The organism is Virgibacillus salexigens, assembly GCF_014905415.1.
Lineage (GTDB): Bacteria > Bacillota > Bacilli > Bacillales > Amphibacillaceae > Virgibacillus > Virgibacillus salexigens.
Genome location: NZ_BNEO01000003.1, coordinates 125,137 through 137,614, shown reverse-complemented (window position 1 = coordinate 137,614; position 12,478 = coordinate 125,137). Strand labels below are relative to the sequence as shown.

Genomic DNA, 12,478 nt, shown 5'->3' with positions numbered 1-12,478 from the left:
TATAACTGGTTCGAAAACAAATTGTCGCCTTTTGATATAAGTGATATTTGATTATAATATGGTATAAATTGGTTTATTTAAAATAGGGATTACCTGTCATTCCGATCCATAAGTCAGATTGTTCCACTTGGTATGCAAATTGTAATAATCGATGCTCTTCCCCTTTTCCAGCCACCACTTGCACACCAATTGGCATCCCCTCTTCAGATACATGAATGGGTAAAGACATTGCTGGTTGTCCAGTCAAATTTGCCAGCTGTGTAAATGGCGTATACGTTAAACTAGGCAAAAACATTTCATAAATTAGTTCTTGTTGTTCCCTTTTTTTAGCAGCTTCCATTTGACTTATCCATTTCTCCTGTTCTGCTTCATTCCAAGATAACTCTCCCACTTTGGGTGCTGTAAATGCAGAAGCAGGAGTAATAAAAAAATCATATGTCTGATGAAATCGTGCCATTTGCTCTGCTACACTATCCCATGAAGCAATACTTTGTGAGAACTCTGCTGCAGATACAGCTTGTCCAGCATAATTTAGCAGCCAGGTTTCCAGTTCTACATCGTCTTTCGTTATTTGGCGACCAATCAGATGTTGTAAATTGGTTAACAATGAAGCTATTTCTCCACTATTCATTAGATAGTAATTTCGCATGAGTTGCTTACCATCAATAGCTGCTTCCGTTTCTTCAACGATATGACCTTCTTCGGCAAGCCACTTTACCAATTTATCAACAGCCCATTTAGCATCTTTTGATACTGGCGTATCTACTGGTGATGTCTTGGTAAAGGCAATACGTAATGGTTTAGATAAAGAATTTTGCATATAGTTTTTATATTCTTCTAGAAATAATTGGGCTTGGAATGCTGCTTCCGGTTGAGATGTTTGTAATACATCTAGCATCGCTGCACTATCTCGCACCGTTCTAGATAAAACAAAATCAATTGCCGCTCCATGCCACTGCCTACCCACACCTGGACCAACAGGAGTTCTTCCCCTTGTCGGCTTCAAACCAAAGAGCCCCGTAAATGATGCAGGTATTCGAATGGAACCTCCACCATCACTTGCCCCTGCCAGCGGAACAATACCTGACGCAATAGCTGCAGCAGATCCACCACTCGATCCACCTGGTGAATACGTTAGATTCCAAGGGTTTTTAGTTGCTCCGTGTATTTCTGGCTCCGTTATGTTTTTTAATCCAAACTCAGGCGTATTCGTATGACCAATGAATTGATATCCTGCATCGCAGAATGCTGTTGTAAAATGAGAATTTTCCTTGGCAACCGTATGCTCTAAGAGTTTAGACCCTGAGGTAATTCTTTCACCAGCTAGACGTTGCGAGATATTTTTAAGCAAAACAGGTACTCCTGCAAAAGGACGATCAATGGATACACCTTCTTTAGATTCTATAAGCGCCTTCTCTTTTCGCGTATTCACAACTGCATTTAAGCTAGGATTTACGTTTTCTAATTGTTGGATGCTAAATGCTACGAGTTCTGTTGGAGTTGTTTCTCTTTTTCTAATTTTTTCAGCTAAAGCCGTGGCATCACATTTTAAATAATCATGAACGTTCATATTTACACCTCATACCCGATCATTTGCCATTAGTGTATCATTGAATCGTAATACGTACCAACTACCTTCCCTTATTTTTATAATTTTTAGCCCCATCTTTTTTCTTCCAAGACGGATCGCCTAACTTATGAAGCTTCATATTGATAAAAGTAACCATTAATGGGATGACAAAAGCAAATGCCATATATACAAATGTTTTAAAATCCGGCAGATAGTTCGTCCATTCTCGCCACACATTATTCAACTCCAGTCGTTTTTACTTTATCTGAGGAACCAATGATATGAATTTTAGCCTTAGCTGATATATTAATATTTGCTTGAGAGAAATAATTTTCTCCGGATTCCCAATCATCTTTTACCGTATTCCAAAAATCATAATGACGTTGATGAAGGGTATGACCAATTCCAATTGCATCCAGCTTCAAGTCATCTTGCATTTTATCCTTCGTTCCTTTTGCTAATTCTTCTACTTTAGTCGAAAGCCCCTCTTCTATTTCTTTGATATAAGATGCGTTAAAGACGCTTCTTTTCCCAAATCGTTCCGCTAGATTGGCTTCAATGTTAATATCAATATTCACATCAATATCATCTTTTGCTTTTGGATTGACTTTCATATCTCTAGTAACCTGCGTTAATTCAACGGTAGCCGTTTCCCCACCGGCTTTGATTTCTAGTGCTCCTTCCGAACTATCCTCTGTTAAAAAACCATATCCTTTTGTTTCTGGCTCGGATAACGAATCAATCATCTGATTCGTACTTCCCTCAAATACTGCCGCACCTTTATACTGAAGCATCTTATTCGCAATATGGATTTCTGGGAGAACGTAACTTAACTTACTTAATAGTAATTCCTGTACATCACCAATATGAACGGGCTTTAGTGAACCAGCATTTTTATAATTGTTTTCCATTAATGCATCAATATATAATGCAGGAATATTTTCATTATCCGGCTTTATATCCAAAGCTTTTTTCGCTTCCCCTTCAACGATTACTAATCGTATACCTCTTCGCATCTCATGATCTCGAATGAAAATATCTAAAATATCCCCAAACAGCTTTGGCTCTTTCACAATATCTTTTGATATTACTAAAACCTTCAGATGTTGATAAAACGGTACTTGACTAGTAAGCGTTGCAAGTTCACGATTAATTTCAAAAATACTTTCACCTGTGGCAGAGATATTCATATATGCCTTCTGACCTCCGCTTCCCCTTCCTTGAGTTGGCGCCCCTAACCCAGAAGGTACGACAAACTGTCCAGTAAACATTAACTTATAGTTGCCATTGGCTTTTTTTTCGACGAGGTCGATAGCAGAACCAACGGCAAATCCACGATCTTCGATTTCTACCCGATCCCAACAGCCACTTAGTAAAACCACCATAGAAAAACTAAGGAAAAAGAGGAAAATCAGCTTATGCTTTGGCATTTGTTTTCCTCCTTTTTATCGTTGAAATAATGTACAGACCTATCGTTACGAAGAAGGTTACCGAAATGCCGTAATAGCTAACAAATTCACCAAAACGGACAACCGCTATTAGATCCTGAGGGAACATCCCCATTAAATAGACGATTGGTGTCAAAACAAGGATAAGTTGTATTTTTTTCCATTTAAAAATGGACTCAAATGCAAAGACAGAAACATCAAAAGCCATCACCATCGTATTAAAAATCGACATAATCCAAATTACAAAAAAGATCGAGTCAAAGCGTTCAAAAAATCCACCAGGTATTTCTATCTCTTTTGCCAATTCAATAATCGGATAGCTAAGATTTGCTGTAGCTAAATTACCAAATACCCCTATACACATAAGGTAGATAACGATGTACAACCCCGGTACGATAGACATACCAAGGGCTGCCATTTTTGGTACTTTTTTTGGTTTTCGGACGAGACATGTATAAAACAAGATAATACCTGAACCTATGAACGAGAAGGAACTTGATTTAAAGGAGGACAGATATCCTGAAAAATCTGTTTTAAATACTGGTAAATAATTCTTCGGATCGAACCAGGCAATCGCAAAGAGTCCAACTGCTCCTGTAATAAAAATGATAATTGGAAAGAACATCATATTTAATCGGAATAAACCTGCTCGTGATCCAGAAATTGCATAAACGACCACTAATAGAAAACTAAGCGCGATTACCTCTACGGGAGTGCGATCAAACAAGTATTCTTTTGCAATATCTGCAATTACCCGCATCACATATGCGCCAAGAATCAATCCATGAACAGCTAATAAAAAAGTCAGAATAACTGCAATTGGTTTGGTAACTAAAGAGCCTGCATATTCTACAAACGTCTGATTCGGATAACTAGAAGCAAGTTTCGCTATCAACCAGGCTAAGCCAATAAAAAGAATTCCAGAAATCGCCAACGTGATCCAGCCATCTGAAGATACAGTATCCTTAGCGATGAATCTTGGCAAAGAAAGAATCCCTACACCAATCGTAATGGAGGGAACAGCAATCATTAACTCTTTATCACTAATTGTCTCATCACCGTATTCAAACCACTTCACACCTGTTTTCCCTCCCTGTCACCAGCTTTGTTATCTTCTGGTTGCAAATACTTTGGACGACGGTTCAACATTGGAACTGGAACGCGCAATAACAAGTCGTTCCAATCCTTGAAAAAGGTTGGAGCAAATGGAGCAGAATAAGGAACTCCAAAGCTTTTCAAGTTGACAATATGAATGTTTACCATAATATAAGCTAGAATGATCCCATATAATCCTAAAAATGCCGCGGCAAGCATAAAGCCAAACCGAATTAACCGAAAGGATATCGCCACACTGTATTGAGGAATGGTAAAGGATGCCACTGCCGTTAGTGCTACTACAATGACCATAACTGGACTTACTATACCAGCTGAAACGGCTGCTTCGCCAATTACTAAACCGCCAACAATCCCAATAGTTTGGCCAATGGTTTTTGGCAGCCTGGCCCCTGCCTCTCGTAGTAATTCCATCGTTGTCGCCATTAATAATGCTTCAATAAACGCCGGGAATGGCACCCCCTGCCTCGTCGCTGCAATGGAGAAGGCTAATTGGGAAGGAATCATACCCTGATGATACGAAACTAAAGCAATATATAAAGCCGGTAAAAACATCGTAAGAAATGCCGCTAAGTATCGCAGCCCTCTTAATAACGTCCCAATTAACCAGCGCTCATAATAATCCTCTGGAGACTGAAATGTCCCGCCTATTGTTGCAGGAGCAATCAGTACAAATGGTGTTCCATCTAAAATGATGGCAAACTTCCCTTGCGTCAGCGCCGAAGCGGCCTTATCTGGCCTTTCACTATTTTCTATTTGTGGAAAAGGCGAGAGAAAACTATCTTCAATCCATTGTTCAATAAACCCAGATTCCGGTGCATCATCTGTATCAATTGCTTCCAGTCTACGATTCACTTCTTTCAAGATGTCTGGGTGAATGATACCTGAAATATAAGCAACAACTAGTTTTTTCTTTGATCTCCTTCCAATTTCATGGGTTTTAAAATGTAAATTGGGATCACGAAGTTGTCTGCGGATCATCACCATATTCGTACGAAGGTTTTCAACAAATCCTTCTCTTGGACCACGGATTAACGATTCTGAAACAGGCTCTTCAATGGATCGGCTTTCCCATTTCTTTGTATCCAATAATAAAACTCGGTCAACCCCGTCTAATAAAAATACGGATCCGCCAGATAATAGAGATAGTGATAGTTCATCCATTGTATCGACATTTTGTATTCCTGTTATACTGATAAGTTCTTCATGAATTAGCGCAAGGAGATTTGAATTCTCTTCTTCTGCTAATTGATCCTTTCTTTCGATAACTTCTAAGTTTTTTAATACATTTTCTTCAATCGTAGTAGTGTCACTGAGACCATCTATGTAGACAATTGCACAAGTGTGCTCATTAATATGAAACTCCCTAATAACCAAGTCGTTAGGAGAATCAAGCATTGTTCGTATATCGTTTAAGTTTTCACTTAAATCTTTCTTTAAATTCCGCGAGAAATTTTCATTGTTTTTATGAATTGCTTGTTCTTTTTGGTTCTTCTTTTTATTTTTAAATAGGCGCCGAGCCAAGAGGATCACATCCTACTTTTGAATTCTTCTTCCCCTTTTTTTGCCCTATATGGATAATTTTTATACACATCATGGTTTTCTATGTAAAACTGAATAAGAATTGAAATTCCGAAAAAACTAGAAAGAAGTATAAAAGATCCATGGATGGAAAGGAGTAATACATTTGAGCAATAATTTTTCAGCAGCAGATATTTCACCTTTGTGGACGTCCTACCAATATGACACCGTATCGAAATGTGGGTTACACTTTTTCTTAAATCATGTAGACGATCCAGATATTAAACAGATTCTTGAGCAGACATTAACTTTAGTGGAAGAGCATATCGAACATATTAAAGAATTATTTCATCGTGCTAATCATCCTCTTCCACATGCATTTACAACCGAGGATGTTAATGTTCAAGCTCCACGCCTATTTTCTGACCAGCTATATTTAAAATACGTTTATAACATGACGGATTTTATGATGAATTCCTATGGCTTGGGATTAACTGTTTCCGACCGTGAAGATGTTATTAGCTATTATTCGACCAATATCGAAGCAGCAAATAAATTAAATAAACAGGCAAAAAAGTTAGAGAAACAAAAAGGATTATATATAGGAAGTCCACAAATACCAAAACAAACCAAAATTGAATTTATTAATAAACAAAATTTTATTAATGGTTGGATAGGCGAACGCAGACCACTGCTTGGAGTCGAGATTACAAACTTGGTATTCCATGCCAAAAGAAATGCAATTGGTCATGCGTTAATTACGGGATTTAGTCAGGTGGCAGCCTCAAAAGAAGTAAGAAAGTTTTTTGAAAGAGGGAGAGATATTTCTGGAAAGCACTTCGAAATCTTTACTTCGATCTTACATGAAGAATTCTTATCTGAATCAGCCTTATTATTAACATCTGAAGTTACAGATTCCACCGTGGCACCTTTTTCTGATCGATTAATGATGACATTTGTGTCTAACCTCATCGCTTCTAGTATGGGGCAATACGGTGTAGCTCTATCGTCAAGCCCAAGACATGACCTAAGCGTCCATTATTCAAGACTAATCGCCGAAGTAGGAAAGTATGCAAATGAGGGGAATAAGATTTTGATAAATAATGGATGGCTTGAACAACCTCCAATGGCTGCTGATCGAAGAGATCTGGCAAAATAGGATCATCTATGCAGAAGTCAAAACTACCAAAGAGAAGCAGAAAATTAGAGGTCCTCTTATGGAGTATTGCATTGCCAGGCTTTGGTCAATTACTTAATCAAAAATATGTTAAGGGCTTAGTATTAATAGGGTTAGAATTTATCATTAATATTATGGGAAATTTTAATCGTTTAATTATGTTAAGTTTTCAATTTAAAATTGATGAGGCTATTGAAGCTACCAACTATTTATGGCTCATGTTCTATCCTTGTTTATATTTTTTCGGAATTTGGGATGCTTATAAAGATGCTGGAGGCGGAGAAAAACCTTTTTCCTACTTGCCGTTAGTATTTTCCGCCTATTTTGTAACGGTTGGTTTAATGTTTTCTACAAAGTTAACATTGTTTGGATACTTAATTGGGCCGGTATGGCTGCCAATTCTCTTTTTACCAATCGGGTTAAGTATTGGTGCTTGCATTCAGTGGATTCTTTTAAAAATTTATAATAAAGATGTGAAAAAAACATAAAAACTCTCGAGAAATAGCAATAAAACTCGAGAGTTTTACATTATCAAAGAAAAAATATTGGCTAAATATTTTATTTTTTAAAAATTCTTTTTTAAATAACTATTGAAATAATTCGTATTTATTATATAATTTACCTAATCATTAGTACATATTACTTACAATACGTTGAGGTGAAATCAATGACTCAAAAGCCATTATTAGAAGTAGAAGGATTAAAGACCTACTTTTATTTGGACAATGACTTAGTTGCTAAAGCTGTTGATGGCGTTGACTTTTCCATAGCACCAGGAGAAACATTAGCAATTGTCGGGGAATCTGGAAGTGGCAAAAGTATTACTTCCCTCTCCATCATGCAATTGATAAATAAACCGGGGAGAATCATAGAAGGTACCATTCATCTTCATAATGAAAACTTGTTAACTAAATCCGGTAAACAGATGACCAAAATTCGTGGAAATGATATTGCTATGATATTTCAAGAACCAATGACTGCGCTAAATCCGGTGTACACCATTGGAAATCAAATTATTGAAACCTTAAGAAAACATAAGAAATACACGAAACAAGTAGCTAGGGAAAAAGCGATCGAGTTATTAAAGCTGGTTGGTTTTCCACGCGCAGAACAGATTATGAATGAATATCCCCATCAATTATCTGGAGGCATGCGACAGCGAGCAATGATCGCCATGGCGATATCATGTGAACCAAAACTACTAATAGCAGATGAGCCTTCTACTGCACTGGATGTCACCATACAAGCACAAATTTTAGACTTATTACAAGAAATGAAAGAAAGACTAGATATGTCGATTCTCTTAATTACGCATGATTTAGGTGTCGTAGCCGAATATGCAGATCGTGTGCTCGTTATGTATGGCGGTCAAGTAGTTGAAGAAACATCGGTAGAAAATCTATTTGAACATACGAAACATCCATATACAAATGGTTTATTAGATAGTCTTCCAAGCTTAGAAAAAGAGGTTAAAAGATTGGGAGCAATTAGAGGTACCGTTCCACCAGCCCATAGCTTTCCCAAGGGATGTCGGTTTTCAGATCGCTGTCCACATGTAATGGATCAATGTTACGGATCAAATCCCGATTTGCTATCTATTGAACCTAACCATAAGGTTCGCTGTTATCTTTATGACTAAGGGGGAAGAAAACAATGGCATTGGAACAGCAATTAACCAATAACGAAACAAGTCAGTTACATAATCAAAATCAAGGGAATGAAATCCTTGTTGAAGCAAAGAATATCAAAAAATATTTTCCAATAAAAGGCGGCATTCTAAAACATACTGTTGGTCATGTTAAAGCAGTAGATGATGTATCATTATCGATAAAACAAGGGGAAACACTCGGACTTGTTGGGGAATCTGGTTCTGGAAAATCCACATTGGGAAGAGTGATCCTTCGTCTATTAGAACCAACAGAAGGAGAAATTATATTTGATAAAGAGGATATCTCTCATTTAAGTAATCGTAAACTACGAAACTACCGAAAAAATATGCAAATCGTCTTTCAAGATCCGTTTGCTTCTCTCAATTCCAAAATGAGCGTTGGAGAATTAATTGAGGAGCCCTTGCTCGTCCAATCCTCTGCAACAAAACCAGAACGGAAACAAAAATGTATCGATTTATTAGAAAAAGTTGGCTTACGTGCAAGTGATCGAACAAAATATCCGCATGAGTTTTCTGGCGGGCAACGGCAGCGAATTAGTATTGCACGAGCCTTGGCATTAAATCCTAAGTTTATCATCTGTGATGAACCAGTTTCTGCATTGGATGTTTCCATTCAGGCACAAGTGTTAAACTTAATGGCTGATCTACAGGATGAATTTAACCTTACTTACCTCTTTATTGCGCATGACTTAAGTGTCGTAAAACATATTAGTGACCGGGTCGCGGTAATGTACCTTGGTCGCATTGCAGAAATCGCACCGAAGAAACCTCTCTACGATAATCCGCTTCACCCTTACACTAAAGCATTACTTTCGTCTGTTCCTTCAACTGATGTGAAACACCGTCGCGAAAAAATTCATTTAACTGGAGATCTTCCAAGTCCTGCTGATCCTCCATCAGGTTGCGCATTTCGAACACGCTGTATACATGCTCACGAAAAATGTGCACTTGAAAGGCCTGAATTAACAGATATGGGAGATGGGCATTATGTTGCTTGTCATTTATATGATCAAGGAAGATAAACCCATCGCTTCATTACGTATTGGGGGTGATGAATAAAAGGTATGTAGTGGTTTTGAGCTATATCCAAAAAGATAAGGGGGATTGTAATGATGAAAAAGAATTGGTTATTCGTATTAGCACTCGTATTAACGTTTGGGATTGTCTTAGCTGCTTGCAGTGAAGGATCCTCTGGAGACCAGCCAAATGAGTCAGAAGCAGAAGGTTCAGATGAAGGTGAGGATGAAGCAGCAAGTGGCGAGCCGCAAATGGGTGGAACGTTGACAGGAGCAATGGATACTGCACCTGCTGGAGTATTTAACCCTATATTTTATGAGGAAGCATATGAAGATAATATTCTATCCTTTACACATGAGAGCTTACTAAGCCAGAACAAACAATTGGAATTCAAACCTAATTTGGCGAAAGAATGGGAAATTAATGAAGACCAAACCGAGATTACACTTACACTTGAAGAAGGTGTGACTTGGCATGATGGAGAACCATTTACAGCAGAAGATGTCGTGTATACGTACAAAGCAATATCAAGTCCCGGTTATGTTGAAGCGGGTGGTATCCGAACAGATTATGTTGTCCGTTTACAAGGTTATGAAGCATTTAATAGTGGCGAAACCGATGAATTCGAAGGTGTTGTTGCTGAAGATGACCACACAGTTACGTTTAAATTCGCTGAGCCGAACGTAACCATTTTGAAAGACGTGTCTTTCCCAATTATACCTGAACATATCTTTGGAGATGTGCCGATAGCAGAAATACCCGAACATCCAGCCACGTTAAATGCTGGTGAAGTAATAGGAACAGGTCCATTTAAATTCACAGAGATGCTTGATCGTGAACAATATGTATTAGAGAAGAATGCAGACTATTGGAAGTCAGAGCCTTATTTGGATAAGATCGTTTGGCGCATTGTAGAACAATCTGTCATGTTAGGACTATTAGAAAATGGCGAAATTGACTTTATCGCTGATCCCAACGGCGTCCCTGCTGCAGACTATGAAAGTGTAGCTGGTGTCGAACATATCGAGTTAATTGAACAAACAGATTTCGGTTATCAATTAATGGGCTTTAAGGTAAATCATCGTTCAGATGCGGATGTTGAAGCAGGAAAGTTAGAACCAGAAAATTGGGAAGCAAATGAAGATATGGGTGAGCAAAAAATCCGTCAGGCTATGGCGTATGCAATTGATCGCCAAGCCATTGTTGATAACTTATTATATGGACATGGTTCTGTCATCAATGCACCAATCGCACAGCAATTCTGGGCATATGACAAGAACGCTGTTACCCAATACACCTATGATCCTGAAAAAGCAAAATCACTGCTTGACGAAGCTGGGTATGTGGATACAAATGATGATGGATTCCGCGAGACCCCAGATGGTGAAGAATGGGTTGTCAACCTTAATTACCCTACTGGTAACAAGCTTCGTGAAGACTCAGCACCAATTTTGCAGAAATTCTTAGAAGATGTTGGCATTAAAATTGAATTACGCCAACCAAAAGAAATGACCGCCTATGTAGAAGAATTAACGAATGATAATACGGATTGGGATTTATATTTATTAGGCTGGAGCCTAGGAAGCGGTGATCCAGATCCATCTGGTTTATGGGGAGCAGATGCTGCTTATAACTATTCACGTTGGAATAACGAACAATCAGAAACATTAATGCAAGAAGCAATGCAGGCTCCTGAGGCATTTGATCAAGCTTATCGTAAAGAGAAATATAGTGAATGGCAATCTGTTTTTTCTGAAGATCTTCCAGCTCTTCTATTGTATGCACAAAATAAAATTTACGGTTTTAACAAACGTTTACAAGGAGTCGACCCGATGCCTTACTCCTTTATTAATGATCCAGAGAAATGGTGGGTTACCGAATAATGTAAACAAATGGAGGAAGGAGCGTGCGCATACGCATGCTCTTTCTTTTAAAGAAAAACCAAAGCATGTTAGATGGTTAACCTGCCAAAGAATGAAAGGGGGAATAGGATGTATAAATATATTATTCGCCGAATTTTGGTATTTATCCCTATGCTATTCGCATTGACAATTATTGTCTTCGGGCTTTCTCAGCTAGCTCCAGGCGATGCTTTAACTGGGAAGTCATTAGCCGATCCAAATGTTGATCCAGAAGTGTACGAGCAGCAGCGAGAAGCTTTAGGATTAAATGATCCAATTTATGTTCAATACTGGCGCTGGATTAGTTCTGCAGCGCAGGGCGATTTTGGTGATTCATTAATTTTTAACGGCCGCACCGTAGCACAATTAATTGAGGATAGAATTGCAAATACATTATATTTAGGATTATTTTCTTTAGCCATAACCATTATCGTCGCTATCCCTATTGGCATTTATTCTGCAAGAAAACCTTATTCTCTATTGGATTATGGTGCTACTGGCTTTGGATTTCTAGGCTTGGCCATTCCAAACTTCTTCTTCGGATTAATTGCTATTTACGTTTTGTCGATTAATTTAGGGTGGTTCCCATCCCAAGGTACTTTGTCCACCCCTGGTATTACTGGATTTGAAGCATTTGTGGATCGAATCCATCATATGGTATTACCAGGAATCACACTAGGGTTAGCTGGAACAGCTACTTATATGCGATATATGCGATCTGAAGTACTTGACGTACTGGGAAGTGATTATATACGAACAGCAAGGGCAAAGGGGATGTCAGATAGTAATGTCCTCTATAAGCATACACTTCGGAATGCACTTATCCCCATCATTACCTTAATGGGATTTGAAATAGGGGTATTGTTAAGTGGAGCGGTAATTACGGAACAAGTTTTTCAATATCCTGGTCTTGGAACATTGTTCTTAAGCTCTGTAGTAAATCGTGATTTTCCGGTAGTTATGGCAATAGCTATGATTCTTGGCGTTCTCATATTAGTTGGTAATTTAATCGCTGATATCTTATATAGTATTGTCGATCCACGAATTCGATACGATTGAGGT

Annotated in this window: 11 protein-coding genes; 6 read left to right on the top strand and 5 right to left on the bottom strand. The window is 38.2% G+C overall.

Features of this window, described 5'->3' with window-relative positions:
* Positions 1 to 73 precede the first annotated feature (73 nt).
* The 5 genes from JKP73_RS14705 to JKP73_RS14685 form a co-directional block, all read right to left on the bottom strand.
* Positions 74 to 1,570: an amidase gene (locus JKP73_RS14705; protein WP_038246409.1), complete on the bottom strand. Its 1,497-nt coding sequence runs from the start codon at positions 1,568 to 1,570 to the stop codon at positions 74 to 76.
* Positions 1,571 to 1,631: 61 nt separating this feature from the next.
* Positions 1,632 to 1,805 (bottom strand): hypothetical protein, encoded by a 174-nt coding sequence (locus tag JKP73_RS14700; RefSeq protein WP_158295258.1) that lies wholly within the window; start codon positions 1,803 to 1,805, stop codon positions 1,632 to 1,634.
* Between the two features lies 1 nt (position 1,806).
* Positions 1,807 to 3,000 (bottom strand): Ger(x)C family spore germination protein, encoded by a 1,194-nt coding sequence (locus JKP73_RS14695; RefSeq protein WP_200411510.1) that lies wholly within the window; start codon positions 2,998 to 3,000, stop codon positions 1,807 to 1,809.
* On the bottom strand, positions 2,987 to 4,096 hold the full coding sequence (locus tag JKP73_RS14690) for a GerAB/ArcD/ProY family transporter (protein WP_021290786.1): 1,110 nt from the start codon (positions 4,094 to 4,096) through the stop codon (positions 2,987 to 2,989). Before JKP73_RS14690 ends, JKP73_RS14695 begins: the two co-directional genes overlap by 14 nt.
* Entirely contained in the window at positions 4,093 to 5,655 is a 1,563-nt protein-coding gene (locus JKP73_RS14685; protein WP_038246402.1) for a spore germination protein, read from the bottom strand. Before JKP73_RS14685 ends, JKP73_RS14690 begins: the two co-directional genes overlap by 4 nt.
* Positions 5,656 to 5,818: 163 nt before the next feature.
* On the opposite strand from JKP73_RS14685, the gene JKP73_RS14680 reads away from it, so the two are divergent.
* The 6 genes from JKP73_RS14680 (at position 5,819) to JKP73_RS14655 (ending at position 12,475) form a co-directional block, all read left to right on the top strand.
* The gene (locus tag JKP73_RS14680) at positions 5,819 to 6,811 is read left to right on the top strand and encodes a DUF3231 family protein (RefSeq protein ID WP_200411509.1); all 993 of its coding nucleotides are present in this window, start codon (positions 5,819 to 5,821) and stop codon (positions 6,809 to 6,811) included.
* 8 nt (positions 6,812 to 6,819) lie between these two features.
* The gene (locus JKP73_RS14675) at positions 6,820 to 7,317 is read left to right on the top strand and encodes a hypothetical protein (RefSeq protein ID WP_031335440.1); all 498 of its coding nucleotides are present in this window, start codon (positions 6,820 to 6,822) and stop codon (positions 7,315 to 7,317) included.
* A gap of 179 nt (positions 7,318 to 7,496) precedes the next feature.
* The gene (locus JKP73_RS14670) at positions 7,497 to 8,468 is read left to right on the top strand and encodes an ABC transporter ATP-binding protein (protein ID WP_188943479.1); all 972 of its coding nucleotides are present in this window, start codon (positions 7,497 to 7,499) and stop codon (positions 8,466 to 8,468) included.
* Between the two features lie 14 nt (positions 8,469 to 8,482).
* Positions 8,483 to 9,520, top strand: coding sequence for an ABC transporter ATP-binding protein (locus tag JKP73_RS14665; RefSeq protein WP_021290791.1), 1,038 nt, complete (start codon positions 8,483 to 8,485; stop codon positions 9,518 to 9,520).
* An 87-nt stretch (positions 9,521 to 9,607) separates the two neighbouring features.
* Positions 9,608 to 11,398 (top strand): peptide-binding protein, encoded by a 1,791-nt coding sequence (locus JKP73_RS14660; protein ID WP_200411508.1) that lies wholly within the window; start codon positions 9,608 to 9,610, stop codon positions 11,396 to 11,398.
* Positions 11,399 to 11,506: 108 nt separating this feature from the next.
* Positions 11,507 to 12,475 carry an ABC transporter permease gene (locus JKP73_RS14655; protein WP_021290793.1) on the top strand — a complete coding sequence of 323 codons (969 nt, stop codon included), beginning with the start codon at positions 11,507 to 11,509 and terminating at the stop codon, positions 12,473 to 12,475.
* The last annotated feature ends 3 nt before the right edge of the window (positions 12,476 to 12,478 follow it).

Coding starts and splice junctions, on each gene's coding strand:
- JKP73_RS14660 (WP_200411508.1), top strand. CDS start 9,608: ATGATGAAAAAGAATTGGTTATTCGTATTAGCACTCGTATTAACGTTT.
- JKP73_RS14665 (WP_021290791.1), top strand. CDS start 8,483: ATGGCATTGGAACAGCAATTAACCAATAACGAAACAAGTCAGTTACAT.
- JKP73_RS14695 (WP_200411510.1), bottom strand. CDS start 3,000: ATGCCAAAGCATAAGCTGATTTTCCTCTTTTTCCTTAGTTTTTCTATG.
- JKP73_RS14705 (WP_038246409.1), bottom strand. CDS start 1,570: ATGAACGTTCATGATTATTTAAAATGTGATGCCACGGCTTTAGCTGAA.
- JKP73_RS14670 (WP_188943479.1), top strand. CDS start 7,497: ATGACTCAAAAGCCATTATTAGAAGTAGAAGGATTAAAGACCTACTTT.
- JKP73_RS14675 (WP_031335440.1), top strand. CDS start 6,820: ATGCAGAAGTCAAAACTACCAAAGAGAAGCAGAAAATTAGAGGTCCTC.
- JKP73_RS14655 (WP_021290793.1), top strand. CDS start 11,507: ATGTATAAATATATTATTCGCCGAATTTTGGTATTTATCCCTATGCTA.